Origin of the sequence: Sphingomonas lacunae (assembly GCF_012979535.1) — a bacterium.
GTDB classification, from domain to species: Bacteria; Pseudomonadota; Alphaproteobacteria; order Sphingomonadales; family Sphingomonadaceae; genus Sphingopyxis; species Sphingopyxis lacunae.
The window spans coordinates 1,940,036-1,960,019 of the sequence record NZ_CP053015.1; the positions used below are offsets into that span (position 1 = coordinate 1,940,036).

Below are 19,984 nucleotides of genomic sequence, written 5' to 3' on the forward strand. Positions count from 1 at the left end.
TCCCGCGCGCCGGCACCCTGTGACTGGCAACAGGTCTCGGCGTCAGGAGATGGCAGCGCCTGCAAGTCCCCGCACATCGACCCGCGCCTTCAGCCTTGCCGCCAGCAACGCAGTGCCGCTCACCTTGCGCTGGACAAACAGGGTCTCGACGTCGGGCACATGCCAGGTCGCCCGGTCGGCGATCATCGCCTTGGCCTCTTCGCGGATCACGGGGACAAAGGCCCGGTCGCCAAAGTCAAACGGGCCCGACCGGTGCATCGCCGCATCAATCGCCGCAATGATCCGGGCGATGGCCGCGCCATGGTTGCGTGCCGCCGCCGCGCCGATGAACCCCGCCGCCACTGCATTGTCGCGCACCCGGTCAAGGTCGCGCGCCAGCCCCGCCTCGATCAGGCTGCGATAGGCACCAGCCGTCGCCGCTGGCACCGCCCGCGTCGCGCCGAAATCGAGCAGGACGATGCGGCCACTCTCCGGTTGCCAGCGGTAATTGGCGAAATTGGGATCGGTCTGCATCGTGCCGAATGCGAACAATTCGCGCAGCACCAGTTCAACCAGCGCCGTCATCACCCGGTCGCGTTCGTCCTGTGTCGCCTCGGTCAGCGTCTCTATCGGCCGCCCTTCGACGAAATCCATCGCCAGCACCCGGCTCGTCGTCAGTGACGGCTCGAGCCCCGGCACGACATAGCGCCCGTCCCCGGCCAGCCGCGCGGCATAGGCCTGCATCTGCCCGCCCTCGCGCTCATAATCGGCCTCCTCGGCCAGTTGACGCTTGGCCTCATCCAGCAGCGGCTGCAAATCAAGGCTGGCCGGCAACAGGTTTGATACGCGCAGCAACGTCGCGACATTGTCGACATCGGCGTCGATGCTCTCCCGCACGCCGGGATATTGCACCTTGATTGCCAGCCGCCGCCCGTCAGGCAATGTGGCGCGATGCACCTGGCCGATCGACGCGGCAGCAATCGGGCTCGCCTCAAATTGGCGGAACCGCCGCCGCCAGTCCGCGCCCCATTCGACCCGCAACAGTTTGTCGAGCTGCGGTGGTGGCATGCGATAGGCCTGGTTGCGCAGCCGGGCGAGGATGGTCGCCAGCTCGGGCGGCAACATGTCGCCCGCGTCCATCGAAATCATCTGCCCCAGCTTCATCGCCGCCCCGCGCAGGTGGGACAATCGGTCGGCCACCCGCGCGGCATTGCCTGGCGTCAGGATCAGCTGGTCAATCCGCGGCCGCTCCCCCGCCGCCAGCCGCCGCGCCCCCTCGGCCAGCATCCCCCCAGCCACCCCGCCAGCCAACCGGCCAAAGGTCGACAGGCGCGACAAGCGCCCGCTCGGCACGGCACGACTGCGCGCATTGCTGGGTCCATCATCCGGGGGGCTGTCATCACTCATGCCCCGCGCTCAACAGAAGGTAGCGGCCGGGTCAATCAAAAAGCCCGCCAGGGCGACCTGACGGGCTTTTGAATAAATGGTGGGCGTAGCAAGGATTGAACTTGCGACCCCTGCGATGTCAACACAGTGCTCTACCACTGAGCTATACGCCCACGCTTGGAAGCGCTCCCCTAAGGCCGGTCGCGCCGCTTGGCAAGTCGCTATTCGCGCGCCCGCCGCTCTTTTTTGCTCTGCTTCAGCCGTTGCCGGCCTGGCCTGCGCCACCGAACATGGCATCGACCTGGGCGACCAGATCCTTGAGGTGGAACGGCTTGGAGAGCAGGCGGGCGTCGGGCACCGCGTCATTGGCCTGCAGCGCCACGGCGGCAAAGCCGGTGATGAACATCACCTTGGGCGCCGGGCTCAGCGCCTGCGCCTTTTGGGCCAGCTCGATCCCGTCCATCTCGGGCATGACAATGTCGGTCAGCAACAGGTCGAACGTGCCTGATTCCACCAGTTCCAGCGCCTCGCGCCCGGTGGCGGCGGTGGTCACATCATATCCGTTGCGCTGCAACGCCCGTGCCAGATAGCTGCGCATTGCCTCATCATCTTCGGCGAGCAGGATGCGGATCATCAGTTGGTTCCCGATATGGTTTCGACAGGCGTGGTCCGCGCCCTTGCTGGGTTACCCCATAGACCAGGCAGCTTAATTATTTCTAGCCATGGATTTGGCGCGAATCGGTCCGTCGTGCTTTTGGGTTGGTCAGGATGAATGGTCATGTGCCCGCCAGCGCCGACGGAGCGCCCTTCTCGCTGGTCGGCCCTGCCGAGCCGCTGTTGCCGGTGATCATCACAGTGCCCCATGCTGGCCGGCACTATCCGCCCTTTCTGATCGAACAGGCGCGGGTGCCGCTGTCCGTTCTTCAGCGGCTGGAGGATCGCCACGCCGATGTGCTGGCTAGTGCGGCGGCGGCGGCGGGCTTTACCGTGCTTGTCGCCAACACGGCCCGGGCGCTGATCGACCTCAACCGGGCGGAGGATGAATGGGACTGCCAGATTGTCTCCGATGCCCTGCCGCCGGCGACGCCCAACCAGCGCGTCCGGGCGGGATTGGGTCTCGTTCCGGCGCGGCTCCACCCGCATGGCGAGTTGTGGCGCGGCCGCATCAGCAAGGCGGAGCTTGACCGGCGGATTGCGACGGTCCACCGCCCCTGGCATCAGCGCGTCGCCGCTTTGCTGGACAGTGCCCGGAGCCGCTTTGGCCGGGCGCTGTTGTTCGATCTCCACTCCATGCCGACCCAGCCAGGCGGCGTGCCCCAGATGGTGCTGGGGGATCGCTATGGCCTCACCGCCTCTTCGCGGCTTGTCGAGTCGCTGCTGGCACTGGGGGAGGGTCAGGGGCTCAGGGTCGCCCGCAACGCCCCCTATGCCGGGGCCCATGGCATCAGCCTGCATGGCCGCCCCGCAGCCGGTGTGGATGCCATCCAGCTTGAGTTCGACCGCGGGCTCTATCTGGGGGCCGGCCAACAGCCTGAACCGGCTGGAACCGAAAGGGTTGCGCGACTGCTGCTGGCCATGGCGCGGGCCGCCTCCGCGTCGGTGGGTAGCGCCAGGGACTGGCCGGCTGCCGCCGAATAGCACCAAAAAAACCGCCCCGCACATGAAGTGCGAGGCGGCCAGGGTCCAGGGAGGAGACACCCGCTGGGGGTGTCGCCACTGCGTCGGAAAGGGGGGAAGCCGACCAGCAGTGACATCAATAAAGTAGGGCAGGGCAGCGGCAGTTTCAAGCACTGCGGGCCACCCTGCCCAAAATAGTTGGCAATGGTTCCGACTATTCCCGCCGTCATGCGGAAACAGACGGCAAATTGTCGATCAGACGACCGGCTGTATCGCCGGATTCTGGGTCGGCACGCGACCTGTCTGGGCCTGCACGGCAAAGATGTCCTTCATCAGTGCCAGTGAGAAGAGGTGCGCGTGAAGCAGCGGCAACATGCCATTCTGCGAGATCTTACGCAGGGTGTCGCCGCGCAGGTCCTTGAGCTTTTCTTCATCGACCATGCGGAAACCGCGATAGACATAGGGCTGTTCCTGACCATCGGCCTGGATCGCGACTTCACCGTCCATCAGGATGTCGAGCTTTTCCAGCTCTTCCATGAATGCCTGGGTGCGGGCGCCGGCCTGTTCAAACTGTTCACAGAAACCCAGGATATCCTTGGTCACCTGCGATGCTTCGGTGCCGTCGAACAGGGCCTGCCCTTCGACATCGGCGCCAATGCCCGGTGCGGTCGGGTCAAAGCACAGCGACAGTTCCTGCGCATCCGGGCGCAGCCGCGCCAGCATGAACGGATAGCGGCGGACATAGGCCGGGACATAGATGGGGTTGATCAGCGAACCGGCGTCATCGACAAAGATGTTCACGCCTTCGTTCAGGCCCATCAGGCCCAGCGGCACCGAATTGCTGCCCGCCGAAAAGATGATCGGGAAAAAGCGCGACGAAGGGATGAACTCGTCGATGGTGATCGGCACGGCGTGCGTCTTGGCAAGGAACGGGGCCTTGTCCTGCGTCTGGAGCTTCCAGTCGGCATGCTGGTTCGTCGACAGCGGAACCAGGTCATTGTAGAACATCGGCAGGTTGGGCGCAGTGGCCATCACGAAACTCCATACGAGAAGACAGGGCAACAGGGCCGCAATCGACCCGCATGGCCTCGGCCTTTATGGCTTCCCTCGCGCCCGCGCAAGATGCGGCTTGTCCGCACCTCGTCACGCCACCGCAATGACGTCGCTTTTGCGCTCAGCCGTTGTCGGGCAGCAACACACCGGGGTTGAGCATCCCCTTGGGGTCCAGCGCCGCCTTCATCGCCCGCACCAGGCCGATCCGCACCGGGTCGCCCAGCGCCGCGAGTGACTCCCGCTTGACCCGGCCGATGCCATGTTCGGCGCTGATCGAGCCACCCATCGCCACCGCCGCGCGATAGACATGGTCGCTTACCGCCGCGCCATGCTCGGCGATCCACGCATTCGCATCGCTTCCCAGCGGCGGGCGGACGTGGAAATGGACATTGCCGTCCCCCAGATGGCCGAACGCCAGCGGGATGACGCCGGGAAAGGCCGCCGTCAGCTCGCCCGGCACCGTCTCGATATAGGCCGGCATCCGCGCCACCGGCACGCTGATGTCATGCTGCATCGCCGGGCCGATCGCGCGCTCCGCCTCTGATATCGCGTCGCGGATGCGCCACAGCATATCGGCCTGCGCCTCGCTCCCCGCCAGCATCGCATCGCTCGCCACGCCCGCCTCGATCAGGCCGCCCAGCGCCGCCTCCAGCCGTGGCGCGGGATCATCCTCGCCCTCCGCCGCGACCAGCTCGACCAGCACATGCCACGGTCCCGGCGTCTCGACCGGCGCCCGCGTTCCCGGCACATGCGCGACCACATTGTCGAGCGCGCGCTGCGGCAAAATCTCGAACCCCTCGAGCGCATTGCCCAGCACCGGCTCCATCCGCCTCAGCGCCGCCAGCGCATCGCTCGGCGTCTCCACCGTCAGCCAGCCGACCGCGCGCATCGCCACATCGGGCACCAGCCGCAAGGTCACACCCGTCACAATGCCCAGCACCCCTTCGGCACCGATGAACATCTGCTTGGGGTCCGGCCCCTGATTGTCCTTGGCCAGCGGCACCATCATGTCGAGCACACTGCCATCGGCCAGCACCACCTCCAGCCCCGCCGTCAGCGCGCGCATCGTCCCGTGGCGCAGCACCTGCGTGCCGCCCGCATTGGTCGAAACGAGGCCGCCCAAAGTCGCCGATCCCTTGCCGCCCAGCGTCAGCGGAAAGCGCAAGCCTGTCGCCACCGCCGCCTCATGCGCATGCTGCAGGATCACCCCGGCATCGGCCATCATCAGCATGGCGTCACGGTCAATCGCTCGCACCGCATTCATCCGCCGCAGCGAGAGCAACAGCGCCTCGCCGCTGGCATCAGGCGTCGCCCCGGCGCACTGCCCGCTGTTCCCCCCTTGCAGCGTCAGCCGCGCCCCCGCCGCCGCACACAGCCGCACCACCGCCTGCACCTCGGCGGTCGAGGCAGGTGACAGCAAGGCCGCCGCCGCCCCATGCACCCGCCCGCGCCAATCGCTCAGCCATGGCGCCATCACATCGGCATCGGTCGTGAACCCCTTTGGCCCCAACAGGGCGGCAAGGTCAGCAAGCAGGGCAGGCGAAGGCTGGGTCATGGCAAAGGGTCCTGCCGCGAAAGGGCAGCGAGTGTCAAACCCTCCCCGGCCCTTCAAAGGGAGGGGCAGGGGTGCGATAGCCCGGACGCGAATGCCCTCTCCCGCTTGCGGGAGAGGATAGGGAAGCTTGCCGGTTTACCGGCTAGCAGACCTTGGTGAGGGTGTCTGGCAGACCCCCACCCTTGCCAAGAGAGAGGCCGGGGGTGGGTGCTTATCCCGTCAACCAGAACCCACCGCGTCCCCGGCCCGACCGGGGACCCATGGCCCAAGACTCACCACCAGAGCCGCGCCAACCGGCAAGGCAGCATCCAGACTGTCACCCCGGTGAAAGCCGGGGCCTAGGGCTACCGGGGGCAGGTTGATTCTTTTGCGCTCTCTGTTCTGAATGATGTTGAAAGCCTCGAAGCTGAATGCCTTTCATTCTGAGGCATCATGATCCTGATTCAGCGGCCTTTGCTGATCTTTTCGCCAAGGAAGAGGTTGCCTTTTTGATCAGCGATTTGGCTACTTTGGGAGGATCACCATCTAATGTATCGCGCTTGATTACGTCATTAGCCAGCAGGATACGCAGTTCGTCGTCAGTTACTTTGACATCGAACAGGCGACGCAGTTCCTTCCTGAGCGTAGCAGCCACAGCATCCGATAAAAGCAGTTCAGCTACCACGTAACGATTGATGATTTGCGCTTGTCGGTGAAAGAATTCCAAAGCGTCAGTAGACAAACTCTCACGGCACAGCATCGCCAACTTAGCAAGATCATCAGCTGACCTCGACGATAGGGTGCCCATATCAAAGCAATATACCTCTTCCCAATCAATAGGTTGGCCAAATTTAATCCTGTACACTTTCCATATTATGCCGTTTGTTAGCAAAATCCATTCAATGCCTTGGTGGGCTCCATAATTCACCGCTTGACGCAAATGATTGTCATTGAGTGTAGTGCCTGCCGATTTAACTTCGGCCAAATATTGAATTTTCCCGTCCACTCGAATGGCCAGATCACAGAATGTTCCTCGAATTTGCTGTTCGCTAGTTAATTCAGTATATTTGTCATATCCAAATATATCCGTCAGCATATCCTTGATCACTGTTACAGTGTCCGCTTCGGATATGTCGCGCTCAGCCAATTTTCGGACGATGGGTTGATATTTTTTGAGGCCAGCAACCAAGCGATCCTGGGTTTTTTTGGAAATTTTTAAATTCATTTGGTCCTAGCCTTATTTTATTGAGGCCAAGCGCCCGATCAAAAGGCAAGCCTCAATTCTGATCCTAAAAGCTAATTGAAATCAGGCTGCCACTTCTCCTCAAGATATTCAAGACTGCTAAGCCGCAAACTCGTGTTGATGTATTGGGCTTGCGCCAATAGTGACCTGAGTAGAATCGACTGGCTCAGGGTGGCGTTCGCAGACCGCTGCGATCTTCTACCCCACCAAATCCCTTGACTTTTCACCCCTATCCCGCCTAGTCGCGCGAAAGCGTGGGGCAGAGCTGGCGAACACAAGCGGCCGCCCCCATTATCCGGACATCCATTGCATGAATTTTGCCGATCTCGGCCTTTCCGACGAATTGCTGCGCGCCGTTACCGAAGCGGGCTATAGCGAACCGACGCCCATCCAGGCGGCGGCCATCCCCCAGGTGCAGATGATGCGTGACCTGATTGCCATTGCCCAGACGGGCACCGGCAAGACGGCGAGCTTTGTGCTCCCCATGATCGACATTTTGGCCGAAGGCCGCGCTCGTGCCCGCATGCCGCGCAGCCTGATCCTCGAACCGACCCGTGAACTTGCCGCACAGGTCGCTGAAAACTTTGAAAAATATGGCAAATATCACAAGCTTTCGATGGCGCTGCTGATTGGTGGCGTACAGATGGGGGATCAGGTCAAGGCGCTCGAAAAGGGCGTTGACGTGCTCATCGCCACGCCGGGCCGCCTGATGGACCTGTTCCAGCGCGGCAAGATCATGCTCAATGACTGCAAGCTGCTCGTCATCGACGAAGCCGACCGCATGCTCGACATGGGCTTCATCCCCGATATCGAGGAAATCTGCACCAAGCTGCCCAACGACCGGCAGACCCTGCTCTTTTCCGCGACCATGCCGCCGCCGATCAAGAAGCTGGCCGACAAATTCCTGTCGAACCCCAAATCGATCGAGGTCGCCCGCCCGGCGAGCGCCAACCTCAACATCACCCAGGCGCTGATCAAGGTTGATGAGCGCAAGAAGGGCGATGTCGTCCGCCGCATCCTGCGCAGCGAAGATGATATGTCGACCATCATCTTCTGCAACCGCAAGACGATGGTGCGGGATCTCGCCAAGAGCCTGAAGCGCGACGGTTTTGCCTCGGGCGAAATCCATGGCGACATGGACCAGTCGAGCCGCATTGCCGAGCTTGACCGGTTCAAGTCGGGCAGCATCAACGTGCTCGTCGCCTCCGACGTCGCGGCGCGCGGCATCGACGTGAAGGGTGTGTCGCACGTCATCAACTATGACACGCCCTGGCACCCCGACGATTATGTCCACCGCATCGGCCGCACCGGCCGCGCGGGGGCCAAGGGCCATGCCTATACGCTCGTCACCGCCAAGGATGCCGAGGCGATCGACAATGTGCAGAAGCTGATCGGCACCCAGATCCCCTGGAGCGATGCGTTCAGCGGCGGTGCTTCGCGGGCTGCGGCACCGGTGGAAGCGGCTGCCGAGGAGGCTGCGGAGGCGTCTCCGGAGGCTCGCAAGGGCCGCAAGCGCCCCGGCAGGGCCAAGGCGGACGAGGCCAAGGCTGAAGCGGCCAAGCCAGCCAAGCCTGCAAAGGCGGAGAAGGCAGAGAAGCCGGCCAAGGCCGAAAAGGCCCCCCGGCGTGAGGCGAGGGCCGAGCGTGATGAGGGCGACGCCCCCGCGCCGCGTGGCCGTTCGCGCCGTGACGAGGGCCGCGAGCCCGAGCGTGAGGCTCCGCGCCCGCCGCGCTACCAGCAACAGGATGCCGAGGAAGACGGCGCCTGGAACGGCCCCGTCCCCGGCTTTTTGAGCGCCAGCTTCGGCACCGGCAGCTGAGGCTCAGCCCCGCAAGGCCAGCCCCTTTTTCCCTCTCCCGCTGGCGGGAGAGGGATGCGAAGACTTGGTGAGCGCAGCGAGCCTAGGCGAAGCCGGGTGAGGGTGGGTGGCGCCAACCGAAGCGGCTAACCCCGCAAGGCCAGACCTTTTTCCTCTCCCGCAGGCGGGAGAGGGATGCGAAGACTTGAGAGCAAAGCGAACTAGGCGAAGCTGGGTGAGGGTGGGTGGCGCCGACCGAAGCGGCTAACCCCGCAAGGCCTCCAGCACCCGCGCCTCGAGCCAGTCCCGGCTCGCCGCATCGGCAAAGCTGTGCGATCCCGTGTCACAGCTCTCGATCCGCGCCTTGGCCCGCATCGCCTTGAAGTGGGGGCGGGTCCATTCCGCCATGAAGGCCTGTGCGGTGCCGTCGCGCGTCGCGATCAGCACGGTCATCGGCACGTCGATCGCCGCGCCGGCTGCCGCCAGCCGCGCGGCGAGGCCGGAGGGTGGGGCGCTCTTGCCCGCAGCGCCCAGCCCCTTCGCCAGCTTGCGCAGATCCACCCCGCCACGCAGCAGCCGCAGCCACTCGCGCGGGTCCTTCAGCTTCGCCCAATACCGCGCGCGAATAGCCGCGGCGGGGGGTAGAGGGGTGGTTTCGTAACTATCTGAATATACAGCATTTTCTTTTCCGGTAGAGGCTCCGGGTCGCTCTACCTCGCCCTCTACTTCAATCGTCCAGGGATTACCCAAAATCATCGCATCCACCCCACCAACCCGGTGGTGCAGGACCAGCGCCGACGCCGCATCGCAATTGCCAAATCCGACGATTTTGGTCAGCTGCGGGCACTCCCGCCGGAACAGCGCAATCGCCGCCGCAATATCCGCCGCGCTGCTCTCAAATCCGCCATTCTCCCCCTCGCTGTCGCCAATCCCGCGCCGGTCAAACCGCAACACCGGATGGCCCGCCTCGGCCACCATGGCGGCCAGCCGCGCCATCCCCCGGTGCGCGCCACAGCGAATCTCATTCCCACCCGAAACGATCAACAGCCCGGTTGCGCCGCCCGCCTCGTCCAGCGTCGCCGCGCACTCCGCGCCTTCGACATCGAAACTCAGCCAGCGGCGCATGTCATCGCCCACGCATGAATATCGGCCGCCATCGCCTGCGCCATCGCCGCATCCTCGCCTGGCTCGGCCCGCAGCCAAAGCGCACTACCCGGCAGCTTGCCCTCTCCGGCACCCACCGCAACTTGTCGCAGCGGCGCGACATCAGCGGGGGTCGCCGCCTCCAGCTCGGCCAGCATGGCGGCGCTCAGCCAATTGCCGGCCAGCTCGACAGGGCGAGCGGTCGCACTCGCCCGGATTTCGTCTGCGGTGACTGTCCTCCCCGCCTCCTTTTCCCCGGCGATGCGCGTCCGCAGCATCGTCTTGACGATGCTGGAACCAGCAGCAGGCGCCATTCGCCAATAGCCCAGGGCATTCGTCACCGCATCGTCAATCAGTGCTCCGCCGCGCCAACTGGCGACGATCAACTGACCGCTCTCGCGAGCGGCAAATTCCTGCAAGGCTGCACGCCAGCCCGACAGGCTTGACTTATCGGTTGGCAAAAGGGTGTCATTCTGTCCGGGTAGATCGGGCAACACAGAGGCTGTGCCATGCATTGCCAAGGCTCGCATGGTCAGCGCAAGCGTGCGGCGCAGGCGGTTGGCCTCGTCAAACAGTGGGGGTACGATCAGGACGGAGGGATGACCGGCCGCACCAGCTCCGAACCGCAGGAGCTGCCGGACGCTCAGTTCAGCGCCTTTCCGCTGGCGAAGCGGACCAAGGCGCCAAAGGTCTCGAACATTTCGACATCGACCTCATCATCGTCGATAGTTATGCCGAGACGGTCTTCCAACTCGGTGAGCAGAGTCGCCACTGCCATGGAATCCAGTTCGGGCAAGGCACCAAAAAGCGGAGTGTTCTCGTTAAAAGTAGCTGCCCGTTCCGGCGCAATGCCGAGCAAATCGACCAAGGTCGACCGGACAGTAGCTTCAACTTCGGCTGCACCGTCAGACATCATGCCCCCGCGGAAATTCAAATGCACAAAACTCAGGACCTGCCCGCTAGCGCGACCGGACGCGGGCCGCAAGCCGCGATGCGTAGGTTTTCACCATTGCGGGCCATGCCGTTGGCTGCAACGGGTCCCAAGCCGTGATAGTCATCAGCGGCGCGCTATGCTCCATCCAGTCACGCTTGTACCCATCATCGCCGGTACCGAAATCAATCCGAGTTACCTTGTCCTCGTCAAATGCTTTGGCGAACAGGGCGTGGGTCAGCAACGTGCCGGGTGATAGTGCGTCCCTGCCGCTGATGTGGCTCAGTTTGTGGATATAGGCGACGCCATCATCCACCGACCAGAATTGCGCAGCCACGGCGGTGCCTTCGATGCGCGCGATGGCGAGCCGCAATGTACCGGCCTGCCCCTCCCGTCTGGCCCAGTGGCGCAGGAAATCAGGGTGGCTTTCAGGTGGCTTCCAGCTTTCCCGGTACACAGCCTCAAATTCGTCCCACAGCTTGTCGTCGAAATTCGAGTGGATTTCGAGGGCAACAAGTCCCTTGCTCCCCTTGCGCTTCACTGTGGACCGCAGAGCACCGGGCCGTTCAGCCCACCAATCGGCAAAGGCACGGCTAGCGGTCTCCAGCCAGTGATTGTGGCTCGTGGCTTCGCTCTTAACGATCCAGCCGGCCTGACGCATCGCTTTTTGCAAGATGGATGCGCTATTATCCTCGACCGGAACGGGCGAGAGTGCGACTGTGGAGACGCGACGACGCAGACCGCTCAGCAAGTGGGTCGCCAGTGCCAGTTTCGTTGCGTCGTCCGGATTGCCTGTCCAGACGGGGCGCCACGCAAAGCTGTACCAATAGGCCATCGACAATGCGGTATGGCCTTCAGTCATCAGCATCAGCCAAAGGTTTGCGTCACCTAGTCGGGCATGGGCAATCAACGGCTTTGTATTCAGGAACACAGCATCGTGCAGCGATTCGAACCAGTCGAGCCGGTCGAACAAATGATGCTGGCCAACCGCGTCAGCACTGGGGCGATCCAGCCCGCCGGCCGCGATTTTCCGGGCTTCGGCAAAGTTAGAATGATATTCACTCTCTGCCGTCATAAGGTGCTCCAACTCATGTCTTGATCCTGATGGTGTCCGGCCCTTTATATGACCGATGATTTAACCAAGCGTTCGCAGCCGCTCGACCATCTGGCGCTCAGGGGTGACCGGGATGCGCCGGCCTTGTTGTTCAAGGCGATGACGATCACACATGGTGAGATGGACCGAAGGGTCGGCCGTCTCGCTGCCATTCTGGTTGGCATGGGGATGCAACCCGGGGACCGGGTGGCCACATGGCTGGGCAAAAGCTGGCTGGCTTGCATGATGCCACTTGCGGCGGTGCGCGCCGGACTGGTCCATGTGCCGGTTAATCCGGTACTCAAACGTGCTCAGCTTGCCCACATATTGTCAGATTCCGGTAGCCGGATATTGATCACCAATGCCGCACGGGGTGCTTCGCTTGTGGAGGGCGACATACCGGATGGCTGTGCGATTGCTGATGATACCCAACTCGCCGCTCAGGCCGAAGCGGACGGTCAAGAATTGTCTCCTTCAAGTCGCGACCCGGAAGAATTGGCCGCCATTCTCTATACGTCGGGGTCGACCGGACGTCCGAAGGGTGTGATGCTTTCAAGCAGAAATATGTGGCTGGGTGCAGAAAGTGTTGCTGCTTATCTCGGCCTCACGACCGATGACCGGGTGTTGGGTGTTCTGCCGCTGAGTTTTGACTACGGGCAGAACCAGTTGCTGTCTTCTTGGTATGCGGGTGCCAGCGTCGCACCGCTTGACTATCTGATGCCCGGGGAAGTCGTGCGGGCCGCTGATCGTTTTGCCATTACCACATTGGCAGGTGTGCCGCCGCTGTGGGTGCAATTGATCGAAATTGATTGGCCTTTGGAGGTCACACAACGGATGCGTCGACTTACCAACAGTGGAGGCGCATTGACCCGGCACCTAGTCCAGCGGCTCGGAGCCATTTTCCCGACAACGCGGATATTTGCCATGTATGGCCTGACCGAAGCGTTTCGTTCGACATATCTCGACCCGGCGCTAATAAATGAGCGCCCGGATTCGGTTGGCAAAGCCATTCCCCATGCTGAGATTCTGATCGTGCGGGCTGATGGGTCGCCGACGGATCCCGACGAGCCAGGAGAGTTGGTGCACTGCGGTCCGTTGGTGGCGCAGGGATATTGGCAGGATGCCGAGCGGACAGCGCTTCGCTTCAAGCCGGCGCCGCCGCATAGCCACTTTGGTGGTATCGCAGTCTGGTCAGGCGACAAGGCGCGCGTCGATGCGGACGGCTTCATCACCTTTGTCGGGCGCGATGATGAAATGATAAAGTCCAGCGGCAACCGCATCAGCCCCACCGAGCTGGAAGAGGCCGTTCAGTCGACCGGCCTTGCCGCAGAAGCTGTCGCTTTGGGTATTCCTGACCCGGCGCTGGGACATGCCATTGCCATTGTCGTGCGGCCATCAGCTTCAGGTGGCCCTGATCCCGAAACGTTCGAGGCCGCACTACGTGCCAGATTGCGCGCGGATCTGCCCAATTTCATGCAGCCGCGTCACATCATTGTCAGGACCGATATGCCGCGCAATCCCAATGGCAAGTTAGATCGCGTGGCTATCGCGGCTGAAGCCAATTCAGCATTGGAGGCAGCGGCATGAGCGAAGCGCTGCGCACCGACCTCAAGCCTAAACTGCATGGCCCGATTCCCGCGTATTTTGGCGCAGATAAGGATGGCTGCCTGTTGATCGGCGGGCAACGTGTCGATGTGTTGGTACACGAGGCTGGTGACACTCCTCTGTTTGTCTACGACCTGTCGATAGCTGCCGCCCGGATTGCCGCACTGCGCGCGGCCATGCCGCCGGAGTTGGCAATCCACTTCGCCATCAAGGCCAACAGCCATCCAGATTTGCTGGCGGCCATGCAACCGCTTGTCGATGGTTTCGATGTTGCATCAGGAGGCGAACTTACCAAGGCGATTGTTGCCGGAATGCCTGCCAATGAGATCAGCTTTGCCGGTCCAGGCAAGCGTGACCGTGAGCTGACGGAAGCAATCCGGGCCGGGGCAACGCTCAATCTCGAAAGTGCTGCCGAGGGTCGGCGCGCCTTGAAGATAGCCGAGCAGTTCGGGCTCACACCCAAGCTGGCTGTTAGGGTCAATCCGACCTTTGACCTCAAAGGCTCGGGAATGCGGATGGGCGGCGGGGCCAAGCCTTTTGGTGTTGATGACAGCGAGGTGCCTGCTCTGGTCCGGGAACTGATCACCGCGGGTGCAGACTGGCGCGGTTTTCACATTTTTGCTGGGAGCCAGGCGCTGGATGCGGCGGCGATTGCCGAGACACAGGCAGCGACTGTCGCTTTGGCAGCCAACCTTTCGGATGCGATTGGCGCGGCGCCACCGCTGGTGAATTTGGGCGGCGGACTGGGTGTCACATATTTCCCTGGCGATATGCCGGTCGATATTGATCATGTGGGCAGCGAGTTGGCCAATGTCCTGGCGTCTCGGCCTGACAGTCTGGCATCGTCGCGGTTCGCGATGGAGCTGGGCCGCTATCTGGTGGCGGACTGTGGCGTCTATCTGTGCAGGATAGTTGATCGCAAGGTCAGTCATGGCGAAGTTTTTCTTGTGACCGATGGCGGACTGCACCACCAGCTGGCGGCATCGGGCAATTTCGGGACTGTGATCCGACGCAATTACCCGATCGCCATAGCCAACCGGTTTGCTGCGGAGGCAACCGAGGTGCAGCATGTCGTCGGCTGTTTGTGCACGCCGCTCGATCGGCTTGGTGATCAGGTGCTGTTGCCGCGGGGCGAGGTGGGTGATCTGGTAGCGGTTTTCATGGCCGGGGCCTATGGCGCGAGCGCGAGCCCGGCGGCGTTTCTGGGGCATCCGGCGGCGCTGGAAATGCTGGTGGCGGGTAGAGGGCAAGCTAGAGCGGGCAATTGATCCTGTTCGGACTTGTAACCCTATGAAATCAGCTATTTTCTGCCGAAAAATTTCAATCCTAACATAATATTCACCCTTCGCTGTCACCTATGGTGCTGCACAATTGCGCCCTTGCGGCCTGATTGCGCCATGATGAAGGATGAATTGGCATGAATTACAAAGCTTTGCGCAATGTCTCGACCGCTAGTGTCAGCGTTGCTGCCATGGTTTTGAGCGGGTGTGGCGCAGGAATCGGCGGCGGGCCCGAATTGCCTCCCGCGACCTTCGTCGCGGCGCAGGAAGGGCCCGGTGAGGAATATGTCATCGGCCCGCTTGACGAGCTGACCATCTTTGTCTGGCGCAACCCGGAACTCGGCGGCAAGGTTCAGGTGCGTCCCGACGGGCGCATTTCCACCCCGCTGATCGCTGACATGCCGGCGGTAGGCAAGACGCCGACGATGCTGGCACAGGACATTCGCCTGCAATTGTCTCGATACATCAACGATCCGATCGTCAGCGTTATCGTCAACGAATTCAACGGCACCTATTCACAGCAGGTCCGCGTGATCGGCGCGACCGAGCGCCCGGCGTCGATCCCGTTTCGCGCCAATATGAGCCTGCTGGACGCAATGATCGCAGTCGGTGGACTTGGTGAATATGCCGCCGGAAACAGGGCCCGCTTGGTGCGCACCAATCGCGCAACCGGACGGCAACAGGAATTTGCCCTGCGGATCAATGACCTGATCCGGCGCGGTGACACCAGCGCAAACGTCCGGCTGCAACCCGGCGACGTCATCATCATCCCTGAAAGCGCCTTCTGACCGGTGCGGAAAACCATAATCACAATTGACCGAACGGAGCAGGACCAGGCCAGATGACGTCGTTACTTGATGAATTCAAAGTCGTATTGCACGGCATTTGGCAGCGCCGCTGGCTGGCCATGGCGGTCGCCTGGGGCCTTTGTCTGCTCGGTTGGTTGGTGATTGCACTGATCCCCAATTCCTACGAATCGCGGGCCAAGGTGCTGGTTGACCTCAATGAAGTGGTGCCTGACGCGACAAGTAACCCGCTCGATCAACAGCGGCGGTTCGACCAGCTGCGCCAGTCGTTTGCCTCTGCCCGTAATCTGGCGCAGGTGGCTGTGGTCAGCGGCATGATTGACCGTGGAGCCGATGAGCGTGCCCGGGCAAGCGCCGCAGCAACGCTGCAAAAGGCGACCAAGATCACTGCAACGCCTGACAATATCGTCGAGGTGACTGTATCCCTGGGCGGTGGCGGACGCAGCAATGCTGAAAATGCCGCACTGGTGACCCGCGTGGTCGAAAGCATGATTTCCGTTTTCCGCGATGAACAGATTCGCGGTGGCGCGGCCAATGCCGAGCAGAGCATCCGCTTCATCGACCGGCAATTGGCGGAAATACAGACAAAACTGACTCAGGCCGAATCGGCCCGCGCCGGGTTTGAATCGCGCAATTTCGGTCTATTGCCTGGCGCCGGATCGGCGAGCAGCCGCATGGAGGCTTCGCGGATGGAGATGTCGCAGCTGGAAAGCCAGCTTGCCGGCGCCCGCAGCCAGCTGGCAGCGGCCAACGCCATGCTGGCTTCGACGCCGCCTACCATCAGCGTGCCGGGCATGCCGAGTGTCGGCGGTGGCGTGGCCCGCCAGCAGCTTGCTGCCGCACAAGCCGAATTGTCAGCGATGCGGGCCCGTGGACTGACATCCGCCCATCCGGATGTCATTGCCCTCAATTCCCAGATCGCAGCATTGCGTGCCCAGGCGGCCCGTGAACCCAGCGGCGGAACAGCCGGTTCCACCTCTCCCAATCCGGCCTATGTGACTGCCCAGAGCCAACGTGCCCAGGCGCAGGCCCAGGTTTCTGCGCTTGATACGCGGCGGGCCCAGCTGGCTGCTGAAGTGGCCCGGATCATGGCCAGCCGCACCCAGGAACCGGCCATTGCCGCCGAATATGAGCGTCTGAACCGCGACTATACTGTGCTCAAGGATCAATATGATCGTTTGGGGGCCCGTCGCGAGCAATTGCGATTGCGTGGTGCCGCCGAAAGCACCGCCGATGCCGTACGAATCGAAATCCTCGATGCGCCGAGTCGCCCGACCAGCCCGGCCGCCCCGAACAAACCGCTATTGCTGGTGGCGGTTCTGTTTGCCGGCCTTGTCGGGGGGATGGCGACCGCTTTTGCCCTGAGCCAGGTGCAGACCACCTACCCGACGGCTGCGCGACTGGCCCGCGCCAGTGGCCTGCCGGTGATCGGTTCGGTGACCGAACAGTTGACCGATGCGCTGCGCGATGCGCGCGCCATGCGGCTCAAGCGATTTGCCGCGGCCGGAAGCGGTCTGGCCCTGTTGTGCGTGATCCTTCTTGCGGTGGAATTGATCCAGCGCGGGTCGGTGGGTTGATCGGCGAGAGAGCGGGAAAGAGACTTAGATGACCGATATGAAGCCGATCAAGCGCAAGGGTTCGATGCTGGAGCGCGCCGACAAGCGGTTCGACTTTGGCGGGCAGCTCCGCCGGGTCAGCCCGGACAAGGTTGCGGAAGGCCCGATCGTTGACGCATCCCCGGTTCGGCGGGAGCCGACGGCTGAGGAGGCCGCCCGTGCGGCTGTCATGCCACCGCCTGCGCCAGTGCCAGCCAGCAATGAAGCCCTGGTCAATCCTGGCCGTCGCAAGGCCGCCCGTGCCCGCGCCGTGTCCACCGCGGATGTCCCGCCGTCACTCGCCGGGGCCGCGGTGCCCGCAGTGACCGACCATTTCGCCGATGCCGCACCCGTGCCGGCTCCGATTGCCGGGGCTGTGGCCCGTGGAGCGCATCTGCCAGCGACGAGGCATCGACTGGTGCCTTCGGCACCGCAACAGTCGGTAGATCGGGCTGTGATCGCCGCCAACGGCCTGATCCATCCCGAAGGCAATGTCGGTGCCCTGGCCGAGGAATATCGCATCATCAAGCGCCAGCTGTTGCGTGCCAGCACGACCTTGCAGCATGGCCGCCGGGTTGTCGTGACGTCGGCGCAGCCTGACGAAGGCAAGACATTTTCGACAATCAACCTCGCCCTGTCACTTGCAGCCGAAAAGGATGTTTCGGTGCTGTTGGTGGACGGTGACTTTGCCCGTCAGGATGTCCCCAAGAAGCTGGGCATCACACCGGGACGAGGCTTGCTCGATGCACTTGCGGATCCGTCCATCGACCTTGCCAGCTGCGTCATACCGACCGACATTCCGAGACTGGCGATTTTGCCGTCCGGCAATGCCAATGACCATGAAACAGAATTGCTCAGCTCGTCGCGTATGGCCGACGTACTTGACCAGCTCGATGCCGCTGCGCCTGATCGCATCATCCTGTTCGATTCAATGCCGCTGCTCGCCGCCTCGTCGACCGGGGTGGTGGCTCAGCGTTGCGGACAGGTGCTGGTCGTGGTGCGTGCCGATGTCACGCGTGAGGCGGCGCTTCGCGATGCCATTGGCCTGATTGGCCAGCACAACGGTATTTCCCTGTTGCTCAATCGAGTGCGCTTCACTCCCGAAGGGCGCCGGTTCGGCAGCTATTATGGAGAAGGAGGCTGATCATGCCCCGTCATTCCACTGTGATGAATGCGCTTGGCGTTTCCCTTATCGCCCTGATCGCCGCGCAGCCACTGGCAGCGCAAACGGTCAGCGACGGCGGTCGGGTGCCGACGACGCCCTTGCGCTTCGATCAGGTGCCCGGCGAGGATGAGCTGGCCGGGGTCGAGGTGCGCGATCAGGACGAGGCACTGTCCTCTCCGCGTGGGCGTGACCAACGCGGCCCGAGCCGTCCGCGTGTGCGCGTTACCCCCTATATCGAGGTAGGCCAAGTCGTCACCGGTGAGTTCACCAATGGTGGCGATGTTCTGACCTATTCGACTGTTGCGGCGGGAATTGAGGCTTCGGTATCGACCCGGCGGATGCAGGCCGCCGTCGACGCCCGCTATGAGCGGCGCATTTCCTGGGACGACCCGCTGCTCGACAATGACGTGATTTCCGGGATTGCCCGTGCGCGTTATGACTTGATGCAAGGGCTGGCGATCGAAGGTGGCGCGCTGGCAACCCGCGCGTCGGTTGATGGGCGTGCCGGCACGGCTGATTTCAACACCGGCAATGTCAGCAATGTCGCCAATCTCTATTCGGTCTATGCCGGCCCCACCTTTGGCCGCCGGATCGGTGATATAGACGTCGGTGCCGCCTATCGCTTTGGCTATTCCCGGTCGGACATACGCGTTCGCCCGACATTGCCGGCAGGGGCCACCAGCATTGGCAGCTTCGACGAATCGACCAATCATGCCGCGATTGCCAGCATTGGCATGCGTCCTGGCGCATTGCCGTTCGGCTGGCGGCTTTCGGGTGGCTATGACCGTGATGAGGCAGGCCAGCTCGATCAGCGTTATGAGGGCTATCATGGCCGGCTCGACCTGACGTTGCCGGTGACGCCGACCTTCGCCTTGCTTGCCGGCGTGGGTTATGAGGATATTCAGGTCAGCTATGCCCAGCCGTTGCTGAATGGCACCGGGCAGCCGGTGGTGGATGGTGATGGACGGCTGGTTTCCGATCCCACCCGTCCGCGGCAGATCGCCTTTGAAACCGATGGCCTGATCTATGATGCGGGAGTGTTGTGGCGGCCAAGCAGGCGCATGGCTCTCGAAGCGCGGGTCGGCCGGCGCTATGGCGATATGAGCTATACCGGCAGCTGGACATGGCAAGCGACGCAGGACACCGGTTATCAGCTGGGCATTTACGACAGTGTCAGCACCCTTGGCCGCTCGCTCAGTTCAGGATTGGCGGCATTGCCGACCAGTTTCGACCTGGTGCGCAACCAGGTTGACGGATCGATCGGTGGCTGTGCCTTTGGCGCGTCGGGTGGCAATTGCCTGACGCCGGCGCTGGCCAATGCGTCGGGCTTTGCCTTCCGGAACCGGGGCGCTGTGCTTTCCAGCTCCAGCAGGCTCGGCCAGTGGCAAATCGGTGCGGCGCTGGGCTATGACCGCAGGACCTATATCGCCAATGGTCTGGTCGGCGTCGGCGCGCTTGACGGGTCGGCCGACGAAACCTGGTATGCGACACTCAGCGCCTCACGGTCGATCAGCGAGCGGACTGCCTTTGGCGCGAATCTGTTCAGCACCTATTTCGACAGCGGACTGGGCATAGATTCCTATTCGTCCGGTGGCTCTGCGGCGATTTCGCACAATTTCCTGCCGCGCCTGACCGGCAATGCTGCGGTTTCTTTCAATGCCCTCCGTCAGGAAGGCTTCAATGCGCGTATCTTTGGATCGGCGTTGCTCGGGATGCGCTATTCCTTCTGAACTGGAAGGGGTGGGTCCAAAGGTAA

At 62.7% G+C, this 19,984-nt stretch carries 17 protein-coding genes and 1 tRNA gene; 8 read left to right on the forward strand and 10 right to left on the reverse strand.

The window, feature by feature from the left end; translation table 11 throughout:
- Positions 1-42: 42 nt before the first annotated feature.
- The 3 genes from GV829_RS09310 to cpdR all read right to left on the reverse strand — a co-directional run bounded on the left by GV829_RS09310 (position 43) and on the right by cpdR (position 1,999).
- On the reverse strand, positions 43-1,386 hold the full coding sequence (locus GV829_RS09310; protein WP_169946063.1) for an ABC1 kinase family protein: 1,344 nt from the start codon (positions 1,384-1,386) through the stop codon (positions 43-45).
- A 77-nt stretch (positions 1,387-1,463) separates the two neighbouring features.
- Positions 1,464-1,538, reverse strand: a tRNA-Val gene (locus tag GV829_RS09315).
- Positions 1,539-1,621: 83 nt separating this feature from the next.
- Positions 1,622-1,999 (reverse strand): cell cycle two-component system response regulator CpdR, encoded by a 378-nt coding sequence (gene cpdR / locus GV829_RS09320; protein WP_169946065.1) that lies wholly within the window; start codon positions 1,997-1,999, stop codon positions 1,622-1,624.
- 134 nt (positions 2,000-2,133) lie between these two features.
- On the opposite strand from cpdR, the gene GV829_RS09325 reads away from it, so the two are divergent.
- A complete protein-coding gene (locus GV829_RS09325; protein WP_169946067.1) occupies positions 2,134-3,003 on the forward strand; it encodes an N-formylglutamate amidohydrolase in 870 nt (289 codons plus the stop codon).
- 234 nt (positions 3,004-3,237) lie between these two features.
- On the opposite strand, the gene GV829_RS09330 is transcribed toward GV829_RS09325, so the two are convergent.
- From GV829_RS09330 to GV829_RS09340, 3 genes are all read right to left on the reverse strand, one after another.
- Positions 3,238-4,014 carry a SapC family protein gene (locus tag GV829_RS09330; RefSeq protein WP_169946069.1) on the reverse strand — a complete coding sequence of 259 codons (777 nt, stop codon included), beginning with the start codon at positions 4,012-4,014 and terminating at the stop codon, positions 3,238-3,240.
- A gap of 142 nt (positions 4,015-4,156) precedes the next feature.
- A complete protein-coding gene (locus tag GV829_RS09335) occupies positions 4,157-5,590 on the reverse strand; it encodes an FAD-binding oxidoreductase (RefSeq protein ID WP_169946071.1) in 1,434 nt (477 codons plus the stop codon).
- Positions 5,591-6,020: 430 nt separating this feature from the next.
- The gene (locus tag GV829_RS09340; protein ID WP_169946073.1) at positions 6,021-6,794 is read right to left on the reverse strand and encodes a type I restriction enzyme HsdR N-terminal domain-containing protein; all 774 of its coding nucleotides are present in this window, start codon (positions 6,792-6,794) and stop codon (positions 6,021-6,023) included.
- Positions 6,795-7,122: 328 nt separating this feature from the next.
- Here GV829_RS09340 and GV829_RS09345 point away from each other — a divergent pair, with 328 nt between their 5' ends.
- Positions 7,123-8,631 (forward strand): DEAD/DEAH box helicase, encoded by a 1,509-nt coding sequence (locus GV829_RS09345; RefSeq protein WP_169946075.1) that lies wholly within the window; start codon positions 7,123-7,125, stop codon positions 8,629-8,631.
- Between the two features lie 243 nt (positions 8,632-8,874).
- On the opposite strand, the gene GV829_RS09350 is transcribed toward GV829_RS09345, so the two are convergent.
- The 4 genes from GV829_RS09350 to GV829_RS09365 form a co-directional block, all read right to left on the reverse strand.
- Entirely contained in the window at positions 8,875-9,735 is an 861-nt protein-coding gene (locus tag GV829_RS09350; protein WP_169946077.1) for a hydrolase 1, exosortase A system-associated, read from the reverse strand.
- On the reverse strand, positions 9,720-10,283 hold the full coding sequence (locus GV829_RS09355) for a hypothetical protein (protein ID WP_246202809.1): 564 nt from the start codon (positions 10,281-10,283) through the stop codon (positions 9,720-9,722). The genes GV829_RS09350 and GV829_RS09355 overlap by 16 nt, the downstream gene beginning before the upstream one ends.
- 113 nt (positions 10,284-10,396) lie before the next feature.
- Entirely contained in the window at positions 10,397-10,669 is a 273-nt protein-coding gene (locus GV829_RS09360; RefSeq protein ID WP_169946079.1) for an acyl carrier protein, read from the reverse strand.
- 43 nt (positions 10,670-10,712) lie between these two features.
- The gene (locus tag GV829_RS09365) at positions 10,713-11,759 is read right to left on the reverse strand and encodes a GNAT family N-acetyltransferase (RefSeq protein ID WP_169946081.1); all 1,047 of its coding nucleotides are present in this window, start codon (positions 11,757-11,759) and stop codon (positions 10,713-10,715) included.
- A 48-nt stretch (positions 11,760-11,807) separates the two neighbouring features.
- Between GV829_RS09365 and GV829_RS09370 the strand changes: the two genes are divergently transcribed.
- From GV829_RS09370 to GV829_RS09395, 6 genes are all read left to right on the forward strand, one after another.
- Positions 11,808-13,364 carry an acyl-CoA ligase (AMP-forming), exosortase A system-associated gene (locus tag GV829_RS09370; RefSeq protein ID WP_169946083.1) on the forward strand — a complete coding sequence of 519 codons (1,557 nt, stop codon included), beginning with the start codon at positions 11,808-11,810 and terminating at the stop codon, positions 13,362-13,364.
- The gene (locus tag GV829_RS09375) at positions 13,361-14,650 is read left to right on the forward strand and encodes a pyridoxal-dependent decarboxylase, exosortase A system-associated (RefSeq protein ID WP_169946085.1); all 1,290 of its coding nucleotides are present in this window, start codon (positions 13,361-13,363) and stop codon (positions 14,648-14,650) included. The genes GV829_RS09370 and GV829_RS09375 overlap by 4 nt, the downstream gene beginning before the upstream one ends.
- Positions 14,651-14,814: 164 nt before the next feature.
- On the forward strand, positions 14,815-15,450 hold the full coding sequence (locus GV829_RS09380; protein ID WP_425505451.1) for an XrtA/PEP-CTERM system exopolysaccharide export protein: 636 nt from the start codon (positions 14,815-14,817) through the stop codon (positions 15,448-15,450).
- A gap of 53 nt (positions 15,451-15,503) precedes the next feature.
- The gene (locus GV829_RS09385; protein WP_169946089.1) at positions 15,504-17,045 is read left to right on the forward strand and encodes a GNVR domain-containing protein; all 1,542 of its coding nucleotides are present in this window, start codon (positions 15,504-15,506) and stop codon (positions 17,043-17,045) included.
- A 28-nt stretch (positions 17,046-17,073) separates the two neighbouring features.
- Positions 17,074-18,207, forward strand: a complete 1,134-nt coding sequence (locus GV829_RS09390) for a P-loop NTPase family protein (RefSeq protein WP_169946091.1) — start codon at positions 17,074-17,076, stop codon at positions 18,205-18,207.
- A gap of 2 nt (positions 18,208-18,209) precedes the next feature.
- Entirely contained in the window at positions 18,210-19,958 is a 1,749-nt protein-coding gene (locus tag GV829_RS09395) for a hypothetical protein (RefSeq protein ID WP_169946093.1), read from the forward strand.
- The last annotated feature ends 26 nt before the right edge of the window (positions 19,959-19,984 follow it).

Coding starts and splice junctions, on each gene's coding strand:
- GV829_RS09390 (WP_169946091.1), top strand. CDS start 17,074: ATGACCGATATGAAGCCGATCAAGCGCAAGGGTTCGATGCTGGAGCGC.
- GV829_RS09310 (WP_169946063.1), bottom strand. CDS start 1,386: ATGAGTGATGACAGCCCCCCGGATGATGGACCCAGCAATGCGCGCAGT.
- GV829_RS09360 (WP_169946079.1), bottom strand. CDS start 10,669: ATGATGTCTGACGGTGCAGCCGAAGTTGAAGCTACTGTCCGGTCGACC.
- GV829_RS09345 (WP_169946075.1), top strand. CDS start 7,123: ATGAATTTTGCCGATCTCGGCCTTTCCGACGAATTGCTGCGCGCCGTT.
- GV829_RS09340 (WP_169946073.1), bottom strand. CDS start 6,794: ATGAATTTAAAAATTTCCAAAAAAACCCAGGATCGCTTGGTTGCTGGC.
- GV829_RS09330 (WP_169946069.1), bottom strand. CDS start 4,014: ATGGCCACTGCGCCCAACCTGCCGATGTTCTACAATGACCTGGTTCCG.
- GV829_RS09355 (WP_246202809.1), bottom strand. CDS start 10,283: ATGCGAGCCTTGGCAATGCATGGCACAGCCTCTGTGTTGCCCGATCTA.
- GV829_RS09395 (WP_169946093.1), top strand. CDS start 18,210: ATGCCCCGTCATTCCACTGTGATGAATGCGCTTGGCGTTTCCCTTATC.
- GV829_RS09335 (WP_169946071.1), bottom strand. CDS start 5,590: ATGACCCAGCCTTCGCCTGCCCTGCTTGCTGACCTTGCCGCCCTGTTG.
- GV829_RS09325 (WP_169946067.1), top strand. CDS start 2,134: ATGAATGGTCATGTGCCCGCCAGCGCCGACGGAGCGCCCTTCTCGCTG.
- GV829_RS09350 (WP_169946077.1), bottom strand. CDS start 9,735: ATGCGCCGCTGGCTGAGTTTCGATGTCGAAGGCGCGGAGTGCGCGGCG.
- GV829_RS09375 (WP_169946085.1), top strand. CDS start 13,361: ATGAGCGAAGCGCTGCGCACCGACCTCAAGCCTAAACTGCATGGCCCG.
- GV829_RS09385 (WP_169946089.1), top strand. CDS start 15,504: ATGACGTCGTTACTTGATGAATTCAAAGTCGTATTGCACGGCATTTGG.
- GV829_RS09365 (WP_169946081.1), bottom strand. CDS start 11,759: ATGACGGCAGAGAGTGAATATCATTCTAACTTTGCCGAAGCCCGGAAA.
- GV829_RS09370 (WP_169946083.1), top strand. CDS start 11,808: ATGACCGATGATTTAACCAAGCGTTCGCAGCCGCTCGACCATCTGGCG.
- cpdR (WP_169946065.1), bottom strand. CDS start 1,999: ATGATCCGCATCCTGCTCGCCGAAGATGATGAGGCAATGCGCAGCTAT.